Raw genomic sequence first — 20236 nt, forward strand, 5'->3', positions numbered from 1 at the left:
TGAACGTCTACTTCACGCTGATCATCCAATTCGCAAAGAGGCTGAATGGCAATGTGGCTGCGCGTGCCGGATGGCTGACGAGGTAGTAGCCGTCGCCGCTGCGGGCGCTGTGCGCTAGCGGTTGCACCAACTGACCGGTGGCGAAGTCCTGAGTGACATAGGCGCGCTGCGTCACGGCGATGCCGAGGCCCTCGGCGGCTGCCTGCAGGCAGAGCACGGCGTTCGCTAGCGGGAGGAAGCGCGTGTCGCTGTTCGCGGTTAACCCGGTCGACAGCAGCCAGCGATCCCAGAAGTCTGGTGCAATCATCGAATTCAATAGCGTTTCGCCCAATACGTCCTCGGGCGTGTGTAGGCGTTTGGCCACTGACGGCGCGCAGGCGAGCACGAGTTCATCGGGGAACAGCAGGTCGGCGCGCAGCCCCGGCCAATCGCCGTTGCCGCGGCGTACGACGAAATCGGCGTTGTGCAGATCGGTGTCATCGGCGCGGGCGACGGTGGCGACTTCGAGGTCGATGTCGCTGTGCTGCGCGTACAGCGAACCCAGTCGGGGCATGAGCCATTTGATAGCGAGGCTGGGAATGACTTTGACCCGGATACGGCGATTGGCGCCGGCCTCGGATGCTTTGGACAGCACCGACTCGAGCTGGTCGAACAACTGAGCGGCTTGTACGGCCAGCTCCGTGCCCGCTGCGGTGAAGCCAATGTCGCGGCCGTCTTTTTGCACCAATTGCACACCCAGTTCGGCCTCCAGCCGGCGCAACTGATGGCTGACAGCGCTTGGCGTGATATGCAGGAGGTCGGCGGCTCGGCCGACGCCGCCACTGCGGTGCACGGCATCCAGTACGCGTAGCGGGCCGAGGCGGTTTCTCAGTTTGTGCATTGTTGAAATCGATTCAATGATTGACGAATAAGTTTCCACAGACATACAGAAGGAAGCGGCCTACAGTCTGTCTTATCCAATAAAACCAAATCATGTGTCGGGTCAATGACCGCGTTGCGGTATTGCTGTCAGTCATCCTGACACGAGGAGACATAATGACCAAGCTATATCGACGCAAGGCGATAGCCTGCGCGCTGTTTTCGCTCGCCTCCGTAGCCATGTGGGGCGCGCGCGCCGAAGCGGCGTATCCCGATCGGCCCGTCAAACTCATCGTGCCCTATGCCGCTGGTAGCGCGGCCGATACGTTGACGCGGGTGGTCGCCTCAGCATTGGCCGAGCAACTCGGTCAGCCTGTCGTGGTGGAAAACAAGGGCGGGGCAGGTGGCACCATCGGCACGACGGACATCGCCCGCGCCAAGCCCGATGGCTACGCCCTGGGTATTGCCGCGCAGGGTACCTTTGTCAACAACCAAGCGCTCTACAAGTCGCCCGGGTACGACTCGATCAAAGACTTCACTTTCATCAGTGAGATCGCCGATGTACAGAACCTGTTGGTTGTGTCCGATAAGTCGCCTTACCAAAGCGCGCCGGCGTTGCTGGAGGCGATCAAAGCCCAGCCGCCGGAGACCTTCCGCTACTCATCCAGCGGCGTGGGCACCAGCCACCATATCGCCGGCGCCACCGTGGCGAAGTATCTCGACAAGCCGATCATGCACGTGCCCTATACCGGCGCCCAACAGGGCCTGGCCGCCATCATCAGCGGCGACGTGGACATGGGCCTCTACAACATGCCCGCGGCCATGGGGCTGGTGACGTCTGGCAAACTCCGGCCGCTGGCGGTCACCGGACCCAAGCGCTCCAGTTTGCTACCGGATGTCCCTACCCTGGACGAGAGCGGCTTGAAGGATTACTCGGTCACGCTCTGGTGGGGTCTGGTGGGACCAGCCGGTCTACCGGCCGATGTTTCCACGCGCCTCTATACCGCGCTAAACAAGGTCATGAGCACTCAAGCGCTGCGTGACAAGCTGATCAGCTTGGGCTTTACCTTGCCCGATACACCGATCCCCCAGCCGGCCGCCTTTCAGGATCTGGTGCGCCGAGACCTCGCCCAATGGGTCCCGGTCCTTAAACAACTGGGTACGGCGGCGCAGTGACACGACAATAACCCATTCACGAAGGAACTCCTGACGTGCAATCCTCTTTAGTGACGCTGCCTTTGGCGCGTCAATTGGCCGACTTCGTCACGTCCACCCGTGACTGCGACCTCCCGGCATTGACGCTCGAGCATGCCAAGATGAGCTTGGCCAGCACGCTTGCCAGTGCCGCCGTGGGATACGGTATTGAATCGGCTCGCATTATTCGCGAGCTTGAACTCGCCGATGGCGGCACACCGGAGGCAACTGTGTGGTTCGACGGCGGCAGACTACCGCTGGCGAGCGCCGCACGCGTCAATGCGGTGGCAAGCGATGCCGCTGCGTCGGATGACAGCGACATGCGCAGCATTGCACACATCGGCACCATCGTCTCCAGCGTGGCGCTGGCGGTGGGCGAGCATGAAGGATCGAGCGGCCAGCATGTGTTGGCCGCCATGGTGCTGGGTTATGAAGTCGCCGGACGTATTGATGAGTCACTGACGCCGGGACGCATGCAGCGTGGTTTCCATGGGTCGTACTCCACGGTGTTCGGTGCCTGCGTTGCCGCCGGCGTGCTGCTGCGGCTGGACGCGCTACGGTTGGCGCACGCGATCGCGCTCTCGGCAACGTCAATCGGCGGCATGGCGATCGCGGCTGACACGAGTTGCGCGAGGGAATATCACGCTGGCCTGGCCGCCAGCACGGGTATACGCGCCGCGCTGGCGGCGCAGCGCGGTTTCGAGGGCGAACTGGGTGTGCTGGAGCAGCCTCGCGGTTTTCTGGATGCGCTCGGCGGCCAATCGCGCGACGACATCGTGCGCGACTGGGGGGGGTCTTGGGACATTGTGACCGATATGGCCATCAAGCTCATGCCGGGGGCGCATCCCTTTCATGCGACGGCTGAGGCCGCGGCCGATGCCGCACGCGTCGAGGGGCGTATCAAACCCGACGATATTGCGCGCATCGTTGTGTCGGCGGCAGTGCAGTGGACCGACTTCAAGGGCGAGCCCCATCCGCGCAACCTGGTTGACGCGGCCCACAGTCTGCATTATTTCGTCGCGGCGGCGATCGCCGATGACGGCTTTTCCTGGCAACACATGGACGTGGCCAAGATGACCGACCCTGTCATTGCCATGCTGCAAGACAAGGTCGAGTTCGATCTCAATCCGGCGCCATTGCCCGATCGCTTTCCCCATCGGCATGGCGGCACGGTCACGATACATATGAAAGATGGCGCCGTGCATCGAGGCACCTGTGTCACACCGCGTGGTGCTGGCGCGCGCGGTATCGACCGTCGGGATGTGGAAAACAAGTTTTTGCATTTATTCCCGCGGGCGGGATTGCCGGCGGACACGACCGCAGCTTGTCTGGAAGCCGTCATGCATTTGGAGCATGTCGATTCTATTGGTTCGCTGGTACGCTTGCTGAGTAGGCGTTGACCGGCGTTTTTTGCTAACTCAATGACCAAAGCGGGACCGGTCATCACGCAGGGAGACAACATGAAACGACGCATCGCATCCGCGCTTGCCGGCATGGCTTTGTGCCTGGGTTTGAATCATACGGCCGCAGCCGCCGACGACAGCTTTCCGTCCAAGCCCGTCACCATCATCGTGGGCGTGGCGCCCGGTGGTAGTCTGGATGCGCTGGCCCGCTTGTTGGCGAACGAACTGGGAAAGGTCACGAATAATACCTTCGTGGTGGAGAATGTGACGGGTGCGGGCGGACTATTGGGTTTTCAGCGTCTGACCCGGTCCGCGCCAGACGGTTACACCCTGATGTTTAGCAACCAGTCCATGGTGTTGATTCCGCTGCTTTATCCCAAGGCCGACCTGAACATTGTCAAGGACACGACGGCAATCGGTACGGTTGCCAACGTTCCCATGGTGCTCAGCGTGAGCAACAAGAGCGGTATCCAGGATCTGCCTTCTATGCTGGCAGGTATGCGTAGTGGCGAACTCAAACTGTATTTCGGTTCGGGGGGCCCCGGTACCACCGCTCACTTGGCCGAAGCACTGTTTCTACGCATGGCCAATGTACAGGCTGAACTGCTTCAGTACCGCGGCTCGGGTCCCGCCATTACCGACCTGATGGGGGGCACCATCCAAGCGGTGCTCGATCAGACCGTCACCATGCTGCCCCTGCACAAGGGCAAGCAAATCAAGGCCATCGCGGTAGCCTCTAAGGAGCGCCTGCCGCAGATGCCGGACGTGCCGACTTTCGCCGAGGGGGGGCTGCCGCAGTTTGACCTGCAGATATGGAATGGTTTGGTCGGGCCCAAGGATATGCCCAAGGAGGTGGTCGACAAATTGGCCGAGGCAGTGACCAAGGCGATCCAGACCCCCGCGTTTCGCGAACGTATCGACACGCTGGCCGCGCGGATTCCCTCGCCCGAGGAGCGCAGCCCCGCAGGCTTTGCGAGCACGCTGCAGCGCGACCAGAAACAATTCGCTGAGTTGGCTAAGCAGATCGGCCTGAAGCCCCGCTGAACCCCTGCCGCGCTCAGGCGCGGCTCTTCTTTTTAGTCGAGGATGGAAATGAGCGAGACGATTTACGGATTCATTGGGTTGGGTAACATGGGTGGGCCCATGGCGGGACGCCTGCTTGACGCGGGCCATGTGCTCCATGTGACCGATAGCGACCCGGCGGTGATGCAGCGCTTGGTGGCGCGTGGCGCGGTGGCTCACGATAGCGCGCAGAGCGTGGGCGACTCGGCCGATGTCGTATTTCTGAGCCTGCCCGATGGCAAAGTGGTGCAGAGCGTGCTGAGCGGTGAGCACGGTTTGGCACGGTCTAGCCGTGCGAAGTGCGTGGTGGACTTGTCGACCATTGGTCCCGCAGCAGCGCAGCGCGCGTTTGAAATTCTTGCCGAGCAAGGCATCGAATATGTCGATGCGCCTGTCAGTGGTGGCGTGACCGGGGCCGAGCGTGGCACGTTGGCAGTCATGGTTGCGTGCCTGCCGGCGCGTTACGAGGCGCTGACACAGGTGCTGGGAAATTTCGGCAAACTTTTTTATCTCGGCGCGCAAGCCGGCCAAGCTCAGGTGATGAAGCTGGCGAACAATCTTCTATCGGCGACTGCCGTGGCCATTACGTCGGAAGCCATGGCACTCGGTGTCAAGGCCGGGTTGGATGCGAGCGTCATGATCGACGTCATCAACGCGGGTTCGGGTCGCAATTCCGCCACCATGGAAAAGTTCCCCCGGGCAGTGCTGACCGGCACATTCGATGTGGGCTTCGCCGCCCGCTTGGCACACAAGGATGTGCGCTTGTGTCTGGAGGAGGCCGAGCGCAATGGTGTGCCGATGGTAGTGGGCTCGTCGGTGCGCGAAATGTTGGTGATGACCACTGCCATCCGCGGCCAGAACGCGGACTATTCCGATGTGGCCCGAGTCGTGGAAGACTGGGCGGGTGTGAAAGTGCGCGCCAAGTCATAGATGGATGCGTGGCGCACGCCAAAGGCGTTCAGCCCGGGGGCGGCGTTTCGTTGGCGCCGCGTAAGATACGAATCGCGACGGCGGCGGCGTTGCGTACATGCAGACAGCCCGCCGCGCGCGCGGCCGCACCATCGCGCAGTTCGAGTTGCGTCATGAGTTCGGCCAGTTCGGCCAAGCTCTGGGGCGCCCGGCCCGGCGCCTGTATCGATGTGGAACGCAGCAGCATGACACGCGAGTTCAGCAAGCGCAGCGTCGTGGTCAGCGCTTCATTGCCGGCCCCTTCAAGCAGGCATTGGTAGAAGAAATTTTTGGCCGTCAATTGCTCCAGTGGGCTGCCATGGGTGAAGGCATGTTTGAGGCTCTGGAAGGCTTTTTTCAAGTCCTTGAGTGCTTGGGCCGAGGCATGTTCGGCAAAGAGCTGGCAGGCTAAACCCTCGAGTTCCTCGCGAACCTGATAGATGCCTTCGGCCTGGTCCGGGAGCACTCGGTCCACGACCGGGCCGCGATAGGGGATGACGTGGATCAACCCTTCGGATTCCAATTGCCGCAAGGCCTCTCGCACCAGCGTGCGGCTCACTCCCGTCATCTCGCACAGTTCCCTTTCGGGCAAGCGTTCGCCGGGTCGAAAACGTCCCAACAGAATGGCGTTGCGGATGCTCTCGGTCACGCTGTGCCGCAACACGGAAGCGGCGCGCTGCACTTTGAAGTCTGCCGACGGGGGAAGGGCTGCTTTCATTGATGTCCTGAGTGGTGATTCCTCTCGGTGATTTTAGCTTTCATCTTTTTTCAAGCCTGGCCAACGTGATCGGGATTCCGCTTGCACGATTCAGGGTAAATCCTTAAGCAAAACCATAATTCATTTGACATTCAATCATACAATCAGTCTATAGTACACACATACAAAATATCTACAACGCCGACACATCGATAACGCAGCGATCAGGAGCGGGAAAAGGAGACGGTATGGGAGTGCTGGAAGGAAAAGTCGCCATCATCACCGGAGGTGCCGGGGGCATTGGTCGAGAGATTGCGCGAGCCTATGTCCGCGAGGGCGCCAAGGTGGGGTTGCTGGATATCAATGCGGAGCTGCTGGCCGAGGCCGAGCGCGAGTTTCCGGGTGCCCAGGCACTACCCTGCGATGTGTCTGATCGCGAGCAAGTACGGCGCGTGATCGACGCCTATGCGAACCAATCGGGCGGGTTGGATATTTTGGTGAACAACGCGGCCTATTTCTATTACGCACCCCTGGTGGACATGCCCGAGGACAAGGTCTCGAAGATGATCGACGTGGGACTCAAGGGCGCGTTATGGTCGTTGCAGGCCGCCACGCCGCACTTGATCGCACGTGGGGGTGGCGCGATCATCAATCTGTCATCGGTAGCCGTGTCGGTGTCTATCAAGAACGCGGCGGTCTACAGCGCCATCAAAGGCGCGCTAGACACGCTGACCCGACAACAGGCGGTCGAGCTGGGTGGGTATGGCATTCGTGTCAATGCTTTGGCACCGGGACCTGTGGTCACGCCGGGCGCGAGTTCTGTGATTTCCGAGGAAGGCTGGGCCACGCGCCGTCGCCGTACGCCGCTAGACCGGTTGTCCACTGGGGCCGATATCGCCGAGGTTGCCGTGTTTTTGGCGTCGGCGGCGAGCTCGACGGTGGCGGGTGTGACGCTCAAGGTGGACGGCGCGATGACCGTTCTTGGTTACTGACGCGGCTTCGCGCGTTCCCTGGAGAGCAGGATCATGCATCCTGACAGACAAGACGTAAGCACGGCGCGGGAAATCGTGCGTAGGGCGTTGAGCGAGATCCCGCAAACGGAAGCAGTCACGGCGCGGGCCAAGCAATGCCTGCTTGATTATCTTTCATGCGCCTTTGAGGCGCGGTCATTGCCATGGAGCGAGCAGGCCGCTCAGTTGGCCGCGTCCAACGAGGGCGGCGCGCATATTGTCGGCCGTTCCGGAACGTATGTCCTGGCGGATGCGGCTTTTGCCAATGCCGTCGCGGGTCACGGCCTAGTGCGGGAAGATATGCACGCAGCAAGCGTGGCGCACCTGGGGGTGGTGGTATGGCCCACGGTGCTGGCGTTGGCCGAGCGCCACGAGGTGCCGGGCGCGCGGGCGTTGAGCGCGGCCGTGGTCGGTTATGAGGTTGGCGCGCGCATCGGCCGCGCGCTGATCACCCCGTCGTTGGCGCGTTTATTCCGGCCCACCGGATTGGTGGGACCTTTCGCGAGCGCGATGGCGGGTGCGCGTCTCTTGGGTCTGGACGAGGGCCAGGCGTTGAACGCTTTCGCATTGGCTGGCAATGCCTGCGCAGGACTGAACGAGTGGGCGCATACGGGTGGCAGCGAGATGTACTTTCACCCGGGCTTCGTGGTCCGCAATGCGATCGCCTGCCTGGATCTGGCGCGTCAAGGTGCACAGGCGTCGCCGTCCATCCTGGAGGGAGAGGCAGGTTTATTCCGGGCCTATGCGCGTGCGCCCATGCCTGGGCCTATCGCCTTATTCCCACAGGGCGACGCCGACATCCTGAAGGTTTTCAACAAACCGGCGCCGGCCTGCAATTTTGCTCAGTCACCTTGCCAGGCGGCCTTGCGTGCCTGGCGGCTCGTGCCCTCGGGCCGGCGCATTGTCGCGGTGCGCGTCGAGACCACCCATGCGGCGCTGGCGTATCCAGGGTGTAGCGCCATGGGGCCGTTTGACTATGCATTGCAGGCCAAGATGAGCATCGCATTTGGCGTGGCGGCTGTGCTGGCCCGGGGCGCTATCGAGGAGGAGAACTATCGTCAGCTCGACGATGCTGAAATCGTGCGGTTGATCGCACAGACCGAACTAGTGCCGGATGACGCTTACACGACGGCCTTCCCGGCTCGGCAGGGAGCCCGTGTGATCCTCCGACTGGACGATGGATCGACAGTGCGGGCCGAGCTGGATGATGTGGTGGCGGCCGATGAGGCACTCATCCGTGCGCGATGGCGCCGCGCCGCGCAGGTGGTGCTGGGAGACGAGCAAGCCGAGCGCATCGAGGCCATGGTGGATGGCTACGAACGTGAGCCTGACGCGGGACTGCTGGCGCGTTTGTGCGCCTTGCGGCCGGATACGACACAGACTTGAGACGAGGCCTGACACGATGGACATGACAGAACTGCAAATTCATCTCGAAGCGTTCCTGCAGGCGCTCGCTGCTGGCGTGCTGGTGGGTGGCCTGTATGGATTGATGTGCGTCGGATTGGCAATGATCTTCGGCATTATGCGCGTCATCAATTTCGCCCAAGGCGACTTCATGATGCTCGGGATGTATGTGACGTATTACTTCTTCATCTTGCTGGGCGGGCATTGGCTGGCGGGCTCCGTGTTGGGGCCCTATGTGTCGGTGTTGCTGGCCGTGCCTGTGATGTTCGCGGTGGGGTATCTGGCACATCGGCTCCTGATCTCTCGCGTTACGGGCCGGCGTGGTACCGCGCTCGATGGCGACGGCCATTACGCTCAACTGGTGCTGACGCTGGGCATCGCCTTGATTCTGCAGAACGGCGGCATGATGTTGTTCGGACCGCAATTGGTGTCGTTGCGTACGCCGCTATCGAGCAGCGCCTGGGAGATCGGACCGCTTTGGGGAGACTACGTCAGCGTGTTTGCCAACAAGGGCCGGACAGTGGCCGCGCTGATATCGGTGGCCGCCATCGTGGTGCTGGGCGCGTTGATCGCACGCAGTCGGCTGGGCAAGGCCTTGCGGGCGTCGGCCGACAACCCGATCGCCGCTTCCTACATGGGCATTGACGTCAATCGTTCGTACCGCATCGCCTTTGCCCTCGGTACCTGCGTGACTGCGTTGGCCGGTGGTCTCTTGGCAACTAATTTTCCGTTTCATCCCTTTGTCGGTCTGGAGTACGTGATCATCATGTATGCCGGTGTGGTGCTGGGCGGCATAGGCAGCATCTTCGGCGCGTTCTGGGGAGGCATGGTGATCGGCTTGGTGCAGCAGCTCTCTTCGCTGGTGTTGCCCACGCAGTTGCAGAACGCGGCAATTTTCGTGTTCTTTCTGTTGATCGTGATGTTGCGGCCGCAAGGACTGTTTGGCCGCGTTTCGGAGCGAACCTGATGAAGCGATGGCCGACTTCCCTGACGTTGCTGCTGGTCGCGGTGATCTATCTGGCTGCCGCGTTGCTAGTGAGCAATGCATACCATCAACTGATCTTCACACTTGTGCTGGTGTGGGCATGCTTTGGCCTGTCGTGGAATATGCTGAGCGGCTATACCGGCCTGGTCTCATTCGGTCACGCGGCGTTCTTCGGCCTGGGCGCCTATGCGGCAGTGTTGGGACAGGTCTACCTGGGCTTGTCGCCCTGGGTGATGTTGCCGCTGGCCGCCGTCATCGGCGCCGTGGCCGGGATCTTGGTAGGGTTGCCTACATTCCGCCTGCGTGGGCACTATTTTGCGCTAGCCATGTTGGCGTATCCGCTGGCCCTGCTGTATGTGTTCGAGTGGCTGGGGTTGCAGGAAATGACCTTTCCGATGCAGCGCGAGCATCCGGGGCTGTTCATGCAGTTTTCCGACCGGCGCTATTACATCGTGATTGGCCTGATCATGCTGTTGGTGTTTGCGCAGATCACGCTGTATGTGGAGCGAACGCGTTTCGGCATGGCGCTCATCGCCATCAAGCAAAACGAAGCGGCCGCCGAGGCTGCGGGCATCGATACGCTGCGCTGGAAATTACGGGCTATCGCGTTGAGCGGCGCCATCGCGGGTGCCACGGGTGCGTTCTATGCCGTGGTGTTGCTGGTGGTTACACCGGTGTCGGTGTTTGGCATGCTGGTGTCGGCGCAGGCGCTCACGGTATCCATGTTCGGTGGCGTGGGATCAGTATGGGGGCCCATCATCGGGGCGGCTATTCTCGTGCCGCTGGGCGAGATACTGCATGCCGAGCTAGGTTCGACCTATCCGGGCATTCAGGGCGTGATCCTGGGCATGGCCATCATCGCGGTGATTCTGGTGGCGCCGGAGGGCGTGTTCTGGAAATTGCGCGATGTCCTGCAACGTCGCAAGCGCGCGACGACATCGGCCGCACCGGCGGAACAGACTGAGTCGATAGAGCAGACCCGGTCGACGGTACAGGCCAAGTCGACGCCGATGCCCGCCCATTCGACTCGGCCTGTACGGCCACCGACATCCGCCGACGACATCATCCTGGACGTGCAGTCGGTATCGCGCAGCTTTGGCGGACTCAAGGCTGTGCAGGACGTCAGTTTCTCGGTGCGCCGGGGTATGATCCTGGGCATTATTGGTCCTAACGGCGCCGGCAAGACCACGCTGTTCAACCTGCTCAACGGCTTTTTGCAGCCGGATACAGGCAAGGTGATGGTGAACGGCGTGGACATGGCGGGCCGCAAGCCGCATGTGCTATGTGCAGCAGGTGTGGGGCGCACTTTCCAGATCATGCGACCCTTCATGCGACTGACCGTGGCGCAGAACGTCAAGGTGGGCGCCTATGTGCGCGCCAAAGATGAGGCGCAGGCCGAAGCACTCGCGGCGCAGGCCATCGCGCGGGTTGGCTTGTCCGACTGCGCCAACAAAATCGCCGCGCTGCTTACCACCCGCGAATTGCGCCTGATGGAGCTTGCCCGGGCGGTGGCCGGGCAACCCGAACTGTTGCTATTGGATGAAACTCTGGCTGGTCTGGGACATGGTGAGGTCGACGATATCGTCGACGCGATTCGCGCGCTTTCGGCCGAGGGCATCACCGTTGTCATCATCGAACACACCATGCAGACCATGGTGCGCCTGGTCGATGAGTTCGTGGTGTTGGATCATGGCCAAGTGCTGACGCGAGGCGACCCACAGTCGATCACCCAAGATCCCCAAGTGGTGCAGGCCTATCTGGGTAAGAAGTGGAGCGCGCAACATGCTACTTGAAATCCATCAACTGGAGGCGGGTTATTCCGCGGTGCCCGTTCTGAAAGGTGTCTCGGTAGAGGTCGGAGAGGGGCAGTTCGTCTCCATCGTCGGGCCCAACGGCGCGGGGAAAAGTACCTTGTTCAGGACTATTTCGGGTAGCGTGTCGGCCCGCTCGGGAAGTATCCGCTTCGATGGACAGGATTTGCTGGCTGTGCCCATCGATCGACGGCCACATTTGGGCATTGCCCACGTGCCCGAGGGTCGGCAGGTATTTGCCTCGATGAGCGTATTGGAAAACTTGGAAATGGGGGCTTATACCGAAGCCGGCCGACGCGATTGGACTCGCAATTTAGAACGTATCTATGCATGGTTTCCCATCCTCAAACAGCGCAGCCGGCAATTGGCCGGCACGCTGTCGGGGGGCGAGCAGCAAATGGTGGCCATCGGCCGTGGTCTGGCATCGTCGCCGCGTTTGCTGATGCTCGACGAGCCATCGATGGGGCTGTCGCCGGCTATCGCCGACTTTATCTTTGAACGCCTGATCGACATTCGCCGGGAAGCGGGTCTGACCCTCCTGCTGGTGGAGCAACGGGTGGCGGAGGCGCTGCAATACGCCGATCGGGGTTACGTGTTGGAAACCGGATGCGTGGTGCTGGAAGGCACGCATCAGACGCTGCAGGCGGATGATCGGATTCGCCGCGCATATCTTGGGATGTAGAACATATACCGCCCCGACCAAGGCGGAAAAACCGAGGAGATCAACATGAAAACGAAGTCTGCGGTTGTCAGTCTCATGAGCGTGGCGTTGGGTGCCAGCTTGTTGCTGGGCGGTAGCGCCGTGGCCGAACCCACCCCCGTGAGCGTCGGGCTTATCGCGCCCATGTCAGGTATTTACGCGCGTTATGGCCAAGTGATGCGTATGGGTGCCGAAATGGGGGTCAAGGACATCAACGACCAGGGCGGCATCAAGGCGCTGGGCGGCGCCAAGCTCAAGCTGGTGGTGGTCGATTCGGGCGACTCCACCGAGAAGGCCAAGAGCGCGGCGGAACGGATGGTTGCCGATTACCCCAATCTGGTCATCGCGACGGGCGCCTACCTGAGTTCATTCACCTTGGCCGTTACCGAGGTAACGGAGCGGGCCGCGCTACCGATGCTGACGCTGTCGTATTCCGATCTGATTACGTCGCGGGGGTTCAAGTACGTCTTTCAGACGTCGGCGCCGGCTGGCAAGCAAGCCGATATCGCGCTGCCCAGCATTCTGGCCCTGGCGGAGAAGGCCTCGGGCAAGCGGCCCAAGACCGTGGCCATCGTGACTGACAACACGGCCGCCTCGCTATCCACGGTCAAGGCCCTGAAAGATGGTCTCTTGAAGAAGAACGGGTTGGAGCTGGTCGTCGATGAAACCTTCACGCCGCCGCTGGCGGATGCGTCGTCATTGATTCAGCGCGTGCGTTCGCGACGTCCCGACCTGCTGTTCTTTCTTCCTACTGTGATCTCGGACGCCAAGCTCATCCTCGAGAAGATGAGTGAGACCAATGTGAAGGTGCCGGTGATTTCTTTCGGTATCGCCATCGCCGAACCCGAGGTGCTCAACACGGTCAGCCCGGCGTTGCTCAATGGTGTCATGTCGGCCGTAGGCAACTGGGGCGCCAAGGGACAGGAAGGCCTGATCAAGCGCATGAAGGCAGAATACAACGAGCCTTGGATGACGCAGAACGCCATCTCGACGTATGGTGATATGTGGATCATGAAGGCGGCCTTGGAGAAGGCCGGCAAGGCTGATCGCGAGGCCGTCGGACAGGCGATGCGCGCCCTGGACGAGGGGCCCAGTCCGTATTTCCCTGGCGGTGTGCTCAAGTTCGATGAGGCGGGGCATCGCGTCGACGCGACGCTTACGGTCATTCAATGGCAGAACGGCGTACCCGTGACCGTGTTCCCGGAGGCGCAGGCCGTCGCCCAGCCCATTTGGCCTGGCAAATAAGGGGTGCTCGCGCCGCTGCGGTACGCACTGGCGCAAACCAAGAGGAAACATCAATGGATAAGAAGCGAGTCGGCTTTATCGGCCTAGGCAATATGGGTGGGCGCATGACGCGTCGGTTAGTCGATGCCGGTATCTCGGTGCTGGGATACGACACCGATCCGACGAGAGCGGCCGAGACTGGAGCCCGGGCGGCTGCGACGATAGGCGAGGTTCTCGACGATGTTGATGTCGTACTGCTGTCGCTGCCGGACAGCAAGGTGGTAGAGGCGGTGGTCGAAGGAGACGGTGGTCTTTTGGCGGCCTGCCGGCCCGGCCAGATTGTGGTTGACTTGAGCACAGCGGCGGCAAGCTCTACCGTGCGCCTGAGCGCGCGCTTTGCGCAGCAGGGCGTCCAGTATGTCGACGCGGGCGTATCGGGCGGCGCGGCCGCCGCGGAGAAAGGCAAGTTGACGCTGATGGTAGGCGGGGACGCGGCCACCATCGAGGCCATCGACTGGGTGTTCGCGCCTATCAGCACCAAAGTCGTGACCATGGGCGGCAGCGGCGCGGGACATACCACCAAGCTGCTCAACAATTTCCTGAACGCCGTCAGCCTGGCGGCGACTGCCGAGGTCATGGTGGCAGGCAAGAAAGCCGGGCTGGATCTGCATCGCTTGCTCGAGGTGATCAACAGCAGCAGCGGAGTGAACTTCGCTTCGCTCAACCGCTTCCCGTTCATTGTCGATGGCGACTATCTGGAAGGGGGGTTGACCAGCAAGCTCATGACCAAGGATGTGGTGCTGTATGTGGACATGGTCCGCGAATTGGGCGTGGCGTCGCTGAACGCCGCTGGCCCTGCGGCCTGCTTTGGCCTGGCCACCGCGCTGGGTTATGGTGACCAGATCAGCAATCGTGTGGTGGATGCCATCGGCGACGTGTCGGGCGGCGTTCGTTTGAAAAGCGCTTAAACAAAAGGAGTAAGGTCATGCAAGTATTTCACGGCCGCGACCAGGGCAAGCCGTCGGAGCAACGCGGTGCGACATTCACCGGCGTGGTCTGGGCTGATCCAGTCATGCCCCCCGCGGACAACGTTGGCATCAATCACGTATTTTTTTCTCCGGGCGCGCGCACGTTCTGGCATACCCATGAGTATGGCCAGGTTCTGCACGTGACGTCGGGCCGAGGCTGGATATGTCGCGACGGTGATGAGCCCCAGGAGATCCGCCAGGGCGATGTGGTCTGGATTGGGCCTAATGAACGCCACTGGCACGGTGCGGCGGCCGATACCTTTATGACGCATCTGGCGATCTCGCTGGGCAAGCCCGATTGGCAGGAAGAACTGGCCGAATCCGAATATTCCAAAGCGGGTCGCTGACCCCCTATTTGATACCGCAAGGAGACCCCATGATTATTGAAATGCGTATTTATCATTGCCTTCCCGGCCGCATGCCGGCGCTGAATGAGCGCTTTAGCAAAACGACGCTGGATTTTTTCAAGAAATACGGCATCAAGCCTGTCGGTTTCTGGACGACGCTGATCGGCCCGAGCAACCATGCGCTGACCTACCTGCTGGAGTGGGAAAGCCTGGAAGAACGCGAGCGCAAATGGAATGCTTTCCAGGCTGATCCGGAATGGATCGCCAAGCGGAACGCCAGCGAAGCGGAAAAATCTATCGTGGAGCGCGTCGAGAATATTTTTCTCAGCCCGACCGACTATTCCCCCATGCGTTGAACCGCCGCGTCATTCAAATGGGCATCATCAGCACGATGGCCAACAGTGCTAGCCCTAGTCCAAGCAGGTTTACACGGCTGAGATGCTCTCGAAAGACCAGGGCGCCGACGAGGGTACCCAGGGTGATGACGCCCATGTTCATGGCTGAGAACACCAAGGCGGGGTGGCCGGGCAGGGATTGATGGGCGCGGATGTAGGTGACGATGTTGCCGAAGTTCGCGATGCCCAACACGATACCGGCTAGCAGGTGACGGGCCCGCCACGTGACGCGTTGCCAGAGCAGGTAGCCGGCTATGACGATGCCGGCCAAGATAAAGGCGATCAGGAGCGCGCCGGAGAACGCCGAGCCTGCTTTGGCGATTTGTTTAAACAGGATATCTACAAGACCGTAGGCAATCCATACGCCCAGGGGCCAGCGCCAGGCGTGCGGGTCCAGTGGCGTATGACCGGTGGGTCCGCGCCGTAGCAGGATGCAAAACAGGGCGGTGAAGGCCAGTGCAATCGCCGTGGATTTGCGCCAGGTGAGGCTTTCTCCAAACAGCAGAAACGCGGCCAGCAGGGGTAGCAGTAACGACAAGCGTTGAGCCACGTCGCTGCGGACGATGCCCACCTGACGGACCGATTGCGCCATGGCCATGAACCCTGTGGGTAACAATACGCCCAAGGCCAGTAGCAGGGGCCAGGCCTGGCCGGCGGATACCAGTTGATCGGTAGAGGGCCTCAGCATAAGTCCGCTGAGTACGGCAGTGACGGCGTAATTGGCGGCGATGGCTTGGCGGATGTCGATGTCGTATTGGCGGGCCAGTTTCAGTAGAACGGCGACCGTGACGCTGCAGGCGACGCTGGCTAGCAGGTATAGCAGTCCAGAAGTAGGCTCGGGCATGGGTAGTGAGTGGAGGAACTGAGGGTCAGATGCCAGGAGCGCCAGAAATTCGGCACCCGGTGGGATGTGCCGGGTATTGCGGCGTTGGGCGGGTCAAGTCACTTGGCTTCGGCGTATAAGCCCAGGCGTTTCATCAGGCGTTGATCGGCTTGTACCTGAGGGTTGCTGGTGGTGAGCAGCATCTCGCCGCAGAAAAGCGAATTGGCGCCTGCTAAAAAGCACAGGGCCTGCAACGTGTCGCTCATGGTTTCGCGGCCGGCAGATAGACGGACGTGGGCGCGAGGCATGGTGATGCGGGCGACGGCAATGGTGCGTACAAACTCAAAGGGATCCAAGGCTTCGGTGCCTGCGAGCGGCGTGCCTTGGACTTGCACCAGGTTGTTGATCGGCACGGATTCAGGGTAGGGATCCAGGTTGGCCAGTTGTGCGATCAAGCTTGCGCGCTGGTCGCGTGATTCGCCCAGGCCGACGATGCCGCCGCAGCAGACGTTCAGACCTGCGTTGCGCACGCGGTCCAGCGTGTCCAGCCGTTCTTGGTAGGTACGGGTGGAAATGATCTGGCCATAGAACTCCGGCGAGGTGTCCAAATTGTGGTTGTAGTAATCAAGTCCGGCGGCTTTGAGTTTTTCTGCCTGACCGTCGTGCAACATCCCCAAGGTGACACACGTTTCCATGCCCAGTGCTTTGACGGCACGGATCATTTCGGCGACGGCGTCCAGGTGCCGCGGTTTGGGGCTACGCCAGGCGGCGCCCATGCAGAATCGTTGGGCCCCACCTTTTTGGGCCGCACGGGCGGCCTGCAAGACGTCGTCCAACGGGATCAGTTTGTCTGCCGTCAGGCCGGTGTCGTAATGCGCGGATTGAGGGCAATAGGCGCAGTCCTCGGGACAACCTCCCGTCTTGATCGATAGCAGGCTGGACAGTTGGATGGCATTGGCATCGAAGTGTTGCCGATGGATCTGTTGAGCACGGTAGAGCAGATCCATCAATGGCAGCGCGAATAGCGCTTGGATGTCACTGGAATGCCAGGCGCCAGCGATTGCGGGGGCAGGCCTGACGATATCGGAAACGGGGATGCTGGTGGTATGCATGACGATCCTTTTGCGGCAAATCAGTGCGGCGTCAATGGTCGCGACCGGTTCTGTAGCAGCGGATCGTAAGAACAAGGTTGGAAAATGGCAATGGGCAGATTTTTGCCGAAATTAGGCGTGTCTTACGGGCTATAGCTGAATTTTCGCCACGCGTTGATCTGCGCGGGGCATTAACGTGTGGCGATCTTCCGTGATAAATTTGCTCTTCTTTTTATGTGTCTTGTTGTAACATTAAAGGATCGAGAATAGCCCGCTGCGCATGCGGAGATCGATTCGTCGAGTGTTTCTGCGTATTCGTCGAAAAAATCTGGCCCGCATACAGATCTGGGCATACCGTGACGATGCTCCGTGACACTCAGGCCATGGCGCGGCGCAAACGTTGCGAGGCGGTACGGCCCAATACGATGGGGGCGACATCGTTGATGAATGTGATTTCGGTTTGCTCACCGAGCCGCTGTGAAACGTGGGCGATATGATCCAGATTAATAATCATCGACCGGGATACGGCGTAAAACGGTGGAGAGGGCAATTGGGGCACCAGACGCTTGAGGGTGATATGCATCAACTCATTGGTAGACGTGGCGCCGTGCAGGCGAACATAGTCGCCTTGGGCTTGAGCGATGGTCAGGTCATGGATCTTGATGATGCGCGTGCCGTTTCTGCTGCGGGTAGTCAGATAACTATTGGTGCGCGGTTGCAGGCGCGTCAGGGCCTGGGCCAGTCGGTCGGGGCTGACCGGTTTAAGCAGGTAGTCCACTGCCTCGACATCAAAGGCGCGTGCGCCATAGTCGTCGTGCGCGGTGACAAAGACCACCGCGGGGGCGGGCTCCAGATCTGCCAGCAAGTCAAAGCCCGTGCCGCTGGACAGTTCAATATCCAGAAACAAGACGTCAGGACGGTGTTCGCGGATCATTGCCTGGGCCTGAGCCAGGGTGGCGGCTTCGCCTTCGATTCGTACGGACGGGCTTTGCTCGAGCAATCGACGCAGGTAACGTCGGGCAGGGGCTTCATCGTCAATGATCAGCACGCGTAACATCGGTTCTCCTTGGGTACCAGATGGCGCCGGGCAAGCCGTACGCGAACGGCGACAGCAGGCAGTGAAGGCCGCAAGTTTCGCAGCGACTAAGACTATAAGACAAGTTATAGGACATGTCTGTCCGGCCGTGACGCCGGCGCAGCCAGCAGGGTGAACTGTCGATGGTATTTGCGGAGAGGTATCCATGATTTTCATACCCATCGGTCAAGCGCTGAGCTTGGGAGAGTCCTCGGCTGCGTTTTGGCGCGCACAGGTGGCGGGATGGGTGGTGCTGGCGACCATTGGCTTCTGTTCGCGCTGGGTGGTGTTCGGCAATGGGACGGTGGCGTTTTGGGTCACGATCGGCGTAGAGCCCGTCGCCTTTGCCATGACCAGCGCAGCGGCGGTGTGGCATGGGCGTCATCCCAGACCCTATGCCTCTATCCAGGTGCTGGCGAGTTCTCTGCTCCTGTGCGTGGCGGCGTCGGCCGCTCTGGCGGGCATCGCCTATGCCATTCATCAATTGTTTGAGCCCGGTGCCGTAGCGGTGAGTCCCGGCGAGCAGTATCGGCTAGGTTTCATCTATTACATGGGGCTGTTGTCGATCTGGACACTGATTTATTTTGGCGTGTCGGCCGAGTTGGCGGCGCGTGCCGAGCGTATCTCCAAGATGAAAGCCGAGACGCGCGCCTTGCGGCTAGAGCTGGAATATCTGAAATTACAGATCGAGCCGCATTTTCTTTTTAACGCCCTGAACACGATCGTGGTGGAGATTGCGGATCGACCCACGGTGGCAGAGGAAATGACGCGCGGACTCGCTTCCTATCTGCGTTACTCGCTTGATCGGCGCGGGCGCGGCATGTGTCGGCTGGACGAGGAAATCGAGGCGGCCGAGACCTATATCCGTATTCAGGCGTTGCGTTTTGACAAGCAGCTTGCGTACCGGTGTCACGTTGATCCGGCGTCGCTGGAATTACTGGTCCCGCATATGACCATGCAGGGACTGGTCGAGAATGCGATCAAGCACGGCATGCGGTCCGAGTACGATCAATTTCTGATCAATATCCGGACTCGTGTGCAGGGCGACGAGTTGATTATCGAGGTCGATAATCCCGGCGAGTTGCATGCCCCCTATGATTTGGCCCGCAGTGGAGGCGGGCTGGGAAATCTGTGCCGTCGCTTGGCCCTGCGTTATCCCGAGCGGCACACGTTTTCACTCGAACAGCGCGACGACAAGATCGTTGCGGAGGTTCGCATCAAAGGTGAGCCGCTCTCGCTGCTTTAGATCCCGAATGCTTCGCCTTTTTCAACGATGCGCTGTGCCTGCTTGACGACAGGCGCGTCGACCATGCGGCCTTCGAAAGTGCAGGCCGAGCGCCCTTTGGCTTCTTCTTCCTTGAAGGCCGCGATGAGCTTGCGGGCGCGTTCGACCTCGGTGCGCGAGGGGGAAAATGCGGCATTCGCGATGGCGACTTGCGCGGGGTGAATGCAAAACGCGCCTTCAAAGCCCAATGCCGCGCCACGCTCGACGGTTTTCTGAAACGCCTCGCGATCCGCAAAATCCGCGACCGAGCCTACGAACCCGATCGGCGCAATGCCCGCGCGTCGACACGCCGCCACCGCCAGGACATTGGGCATGTAGAGCGTGTCGGCGGTGACGGCCATCTGCAGGGACACCGCCAGATCTTCTGCGCCCACGATCAGGCCGCATAGACGCGGGTGCGCGGCCGCGATTTCGTTCATGTTGTGCAGACCCTCGGCATCCTCGACCATGGCAATCAGGCGCGTCGTGCCGGGCGCCATGCCTTGTTCGATCTCCAGTTCGTCAATGATTTCGGCCACGGCCTGGACAAAGGCGGCGTTCGGGACTTTGGGCAGTGTCAGCGCTTTGACATGCGGGCCGACGCTGGCTTCGATATCGCGCACCAGATGCCGCCAAGGGCGATTGATGCGCACGATGACATCCTTGCCTTGCTCGTGGCACAGCGCCGCGACGCTGGCGACAAGCTCGCGCGCCTGGGTTTTTTGTTCCAGGGCGATGCTGTCTTCCAGATCCAGCTGAATCGCGTCGGCGGGCTGTCGCAAGGCGCTTTGGACGAATCGGTCGTTGATGATCGGGACGAAGAGCATTGAGCGCCATGCAAAAACCTGACTCATGGGGTTTCCTTGGGAAGTAGGCAATGTCAGAGAGGTGATTAGGATCGTACCGCGATGCGGAGC

Annotated in this window: 20 protein-coding genes; 14 read left to right on the forward strand and 6 right to left on the reverse strand. The window is 60.9% G+C overall.

Annotated features, from left to right (window positions below; all coding sequences use genetic code 11):
* Positions 1–7 precede the first annotated feature (7 nt).
* Entirely contained in the window at positions 8–880 is an 873-nt protein-coding gene (locus ACYVDM_RS23850; protein WP_460475480.1) for a LysR family transcriptional regulator, read from the reverse strand.
* A 155-nt stretch (positions 881–1035) separates the two neighbouring features.
* Between ACYVDM_RS23850 and ACYVDM_RS23855 the strand changes: the two genes are divergently transcribed.
* From ACYVDM_RS23855 to ACYVDM_RS23870, 4 genes are read left to right on the forward strand one after another with little or no spacing between them, the layout of a single operon-like run.
* Positions 1036–2034, forward strand: a complete 999-nt coding sequence (locus ACYVDM_RS23855; RefSeq protein WP_415792740.1) for a Bug family tripartite tricarboxylate transporter substrate binding protein — start codon at positions 1036–1038, stop codon at positions 2032–2034.
* A 35-nt stretch (positions 2035–2069) separates the two neighbouring features.
* The gene (locus ACYVDM_RS23860; RefSeq protein WP_415792739.1) at positions 2070–3452 is read left to right on the forward strand and encodes an MmgE/PrpD family protein; all 1383 of its coding nucleotides are present in this window, start codon (positions 2070–2072) and stop codon (positions 3450–3452) included.
* A gap of 60 nt (positions 3453–3512) precedes the next feature.
* Complete coding sequence (locus ACYVDM_RS23865) at positions 3513–4499, forward strand: Bug family tripartite tricarboxylate transporter substrate binding protein (protein ID WP_415792738.1); 987 nt, start codon at positions 3513–3515, stop codon at positions 4497–4499.
* 48 nt (positions 4500–4547) lie between these two features.
* Positions 4548–5447, forward strand: a complete 900-nt coding sequence (locus ACYVDM_RS23870; protein WP_415792737.1) for an NAD(P)-dependent oxidoreductase — start codon at positions 4548–4550, stop codon at positions 5445–5447.
* A 28-nt stretch (positions 5448–5475) separates the two neighbouring features.
* On the opposite strand, the gene ACYVDM_RS23875 is transcribed toward ACYVDM_RS23870, so the two are convergent.
* Entirely contained in the window at positions 5476–6183 is a 708-nt protein-coding gene (locus ACYVDM_RS23875; RefSeq protein ID WP_415792736.1) for a GntR family transcriptional regulator, read from the reverse strand.
* A gap of 227 nt (positions 6184–6410) precedes the next feature.
* Between ACYVDM_RS23875 and ACYVDM_RS23880 the strand changes: the two genes are divergently transcribed.
* The 9 genes from ACYVDM_RS23880 to ACYVDM_RS23920 are packed head-to-tail and all read left to right on the forward strand — an operon-like array spanning position 6411 to position 15027.
* The gene (locus ACYVDM_RS23880; RefSeq protein ID WP_415792735.1) at positions 6411–7154 is read left to right on the forward strand and encodes an SDR family NAD(P)-dependent oxidoreductase; all 744 of its coding nucleotides are present in this window, start codon (positions 6411–6413) and stop codon (positions 7152–7154) included.
* A 33-nt stretch (positions 7155–7187) separates the two neighbouring features.
* Positions 7188–8558: an MmgE/PrpD family protein gene (locus tag ACYVDM_RS23885; RefSeq protein WP_415792734.1), complete on the forward strand. Its 1371-nt coding sequence runs from the start codon at positions 7188–7190 to the stop codon at positions 8556–8558.
* Between the two features lie 22 nt (positions 8559–8580).
* Positions 8581–9543, forward strand: a complete 963-nt coding sequence (locus ACYVDM_RS23890; protein ID WP_415792733.1) for a branched-chain amino acid ABC transporter permease — start codon at positions 8581–8583, stop codon at positions 9541–9543.
* Complete coding sequence (locus tag ACYVDM_RS23895) at positions 9543–11354, forward strand: branched-chain amino acid ABC transporter ATP-binding protein/permease (RefSeq protein WP_415792732.1); 1812 nt, start codon at positions 9543–9545, stop codon at positions 11352–11354. The genes ACYVDM_RS23890 and ACYVDM_RS23895 overlap by 1 nt, the downstream gene beginning before the upstream one ends.
* Positions 11344–12054 carry an ABC transporter ATP-binding protein gene (locus tag ACYVDM_RS23900; protein ID WP_415792731.1) on the forward strand — a complete coding sequence of 237 codons (711 nt, stop codon included), beginning with the start codon at positions 11344–11346 and terminating at the stop codon, positions 12052–12054. Before ACYVDM_RS23895 ends, ACYVDM_RS23900 begins: the two co-directional genes overlap by 11 nt.
* A 45-nt stretch (positions 12055–12099) precedes the next feature.
* Positions 12100–13317: an ABC transporter substrate-binding protein gene (locus ACYVDM_RS23905; RefSeq protein WP_415792730.1), complete on the forward strand. Its 1218-nt coding sequence runs from the start codon at positions 12100–12102 to the stop codon at positions 13315–13317.
* Positions 13242–14264 carry an NAD(P)-dependent oxidoreductase gene (locus ACYVDM_RS23910; protein ID WP_415792729.1) on the forward strand — a complete coding sequence of 341 codons (1023 nt, stop codon included), beginning with the start codon at positions 13242–13244 and terminating at the stop codon, positions 14262–14264. Before ACYVDM_RS23905 ends, ACYVDM_RS23910 begins: the two co-directional genes overlap by 76 nt.
* Positions 14265–14281: 17 nt before the next feature.
* Positions 14282–14671, forward strand: coding sequence for a cupin domain-containing protein (locus ACYVDM_RS23915; RefSeq protein ID WP_415792728.1), 390 nt, complete (start codon positions 14282–14284; stop codon positions 14669–14671).
* Positions 14672–14700: 29 nt separating this feature from the next.
* Positions 14701–15027, forward strand: a complete 327-nt coding sequence (locus ACYVDM_RS23920; RefSeq protein ID WP_415792726.1) for an NIPSNAP family protein — start codon at positions 14701–14703, stop codon at positions 15025–15027.
* Between the two features lie 13 nt (positions 15028–15040).
* On the opposite strand, the gene ACYVDM_RS23925 is transcribed toward ACYVDM_RS23920, so the two are convergent.
* From ACYVDM_RS23925 to ACYVDM_RS23935, 3 genes are all read right to left on the reverse strand, one after another.
* Positions 15041–15910 (reverse strand): EamA family transporter, encoded by an 870-nt coding sequence (locus tag ACYVDM_RS23925; RefSeq protein WP_415792725.1) that lies wholly within the window; start codon positions 15908–15910, stop codon positions 15041–15043.
* A gap of 98 nt (positions 15911–16008) precedes the next feature.
* On the reverse strand, positions 16009–17001 hold the full coding sequence (bioB, locus tag ACYVDM_RS23930) for a biotin synthase BioB (RefSeq protein WP_415792724.1): 993 nt from the start codon (positions 16999–17001) through the stop codon (positions 16009–16011).
* Between the two features lie 355 nt (positions 17002–17356).
* A complete protein-coding gene (locus ACYVDM_RS23935) occupies positions 17357–18037 on the reverse strand; it encodes a LytR/AlgR family response regulator transcription factor (protein WP_415792723.1) in 681 nt (226 codons plus the stop codon).
* A 184-nt stretch (positions 18038–18221) separates the two neighbouring features.
* Between ACYVDM_RS23935 and ACYVDM_RS23940 the strand changes: the two genes are divergently transcribed.
* Positions 18222–19301, forward strand: a complete 1080-nt coding sequence (locus ACYVDM_RS23940; protein ID WP_415792722.1) for a sensor histidine kinase — start codon at positions 18222–18224, stop codon at positions 19299–19301.
* On the opposite strand, the gene ACYVDM_RS23945 is transcribed toward ACYVDM_RS23940, so the two are convergent.
* Complete coding sequence (locus tag ACYVDM_RS23945; RefSeq protein WP_415792721.1) at positions 19298–20173, reverse strand: HpcH/HpaI aldolase/citrate lyase family protein; 876 nt, start codon at positions 20171–20173, stop codon at positions 19298–19300. The two genes, ACYVDM_RS23940 and ACYVDM_RS23945, sit on opposite strands and share 4 nt — an antisense overlap.
* Between the last annotated feature and the right edge of the window lie 63 nt (positions 20174–20236).

The sequence above is a fragment of the Bordetella tumulicola genome (assembly GCF_054779135.1).

Excerpts from the sequence above, each read along its gene's own strand:
- ACYVDM_RS23850 (WP_460475480.1), bottom strand. The coding sequence starts at position 880 with ATGCACAAACTGAGAAACCGCCTCGGCCCGCTACGCGTACTGGATGCC.
- ACYVDM_RS23855 (WP_415792740.1), top strand. The coding sequence starts at position 1,036 with ATGACCAAGCTATATCGACGCAAGGCGATAGCCTGCGCGCTGTTTTCG.
- ACYVDM_RS23865 (WP_415792738.1), top strand. The coding sequence starts at position 3,513 with ATGAAACGACGCATCGCATCCGCGCTTGCCGGCATGGCTTTGTGCCTG.
- ACYVDM_RS23870 (WP_415792737.1), top strand. The coding sequence starts at position 4,548 with ATGAGCGAGACGATTTACGGATTCATTGGGTTGGGTAACATGGGTGGG.
- ACYVDM_RS23875 (WP_415792736.1), bottom strand. The coding sequence starts at position 6,183 with ATGAAAGCAGCCCTTCCCCCGTCGGCAGACTTCAAAGTGCAGCGCGCC.
- ACYVDM_RS23880 (WP_415792735.1), top strand. The coding sequence starts at position 6,411 with ATGGGAGTGCTGGAAGGAAAAGTCGCCATCATCACCGGAGGTGCCGGG.
- ACYVDM_RS23885 (WP_415792734.1), top strand. The coding sequence starts at position 7,188 with ATGCATCCTGACAGACAAGACGTAAGCACGGCGCGGGAAATCGTGCGT.
- ACYVDM_RS23890 (WP_415792733.1), top strand. The coding sequence starts at position 8,581 with ATGACAGAACTGCAAATTCATCTCGAAGCGTTCCTGCAGGCGCTCGCT.
- ACYVDM_RS23895 (WP_415792732.1), top strand. The coding sequence starts at position 9,543 with ATGAAGCGATGGCCGACTTCCCTGACGTTGCTGCTGGTCGCGGTGATC.
- ACYVDM_RS23900 (WP_415792731.1), top strand. The coding sequence starts at position 11,344 with ATGCTACTTGAAATCCATCAACTGGAGGCGGGTTATTCCGCGGTGCCC.
- ACYVDM_RS23905 (WP_415792730.1), top strand. The coding sequence starts at position 12,100 with ATGAAAACGAAGTCTGCGGTTGTCAGTCTCATGAGCGTGGCGTTGGGT.
- ACYVDM_RS23910 (WP_415792729.1), top strand. The coding sequence starts at position 13,242 with ATGGCAGAACGGCGTACCCGTGACCGTGTTCCCGGAGGCGCAGGCCGT.
- ACYVDM_RS23915 (WP_415792728.1), top strand. The coding sequence starts at position 14,282 with ATGCAAGTATTTCACGGCCGCGACCAGGGCAAGCCGTCGGAGCAACGC.
- ACYVDM_RS23920 (WP_415792726.1), top strand. The coding sequence starts at position 14,701 with ATGATTATTGAAATGCGTATTTATCATTGCCTTCCCGGCCGCATGCCG.
- ACYVDM_RS23925 (WP_415792725.1), bottom strand. The coding sequence starts at position 15,910 with ATGCCCGAGCCTACTTCTGGACTGCTATACCTGCTAGCCAGCGTCGCC.
- bioB (WP_415792724.1), bottom strand. The coding sequence starts at position 17,001 with ATGCATACCACCAGCATCCCCGTTTCCGATATCGTCAGGCCTGCCCCC.
- ACYVDM_RS23935 (WP_415792723.1), bottom strand. The coding sequence starts at position 18,037 with ATGTTACGCGTGCTGATCATTGACGATGAAGCCCCTGCCCGACGTTAC.
- ACYVDM_RS23940 (WP_415792722.1), top strand. The coding sequence starts at position 18,222 with ATGATTTTCATACCCATCGGTCAAGCGCTGAGCTTGGGAGAGTCCTCG.
- ACYVDM_RS23945 (WP_415792721.1), bottom strand. The coding sequence starts at position 20,173 with ATGAGTCAGGTTTTTGCATGGCGCTCAATGCTCTTCGTCCCGATCATC.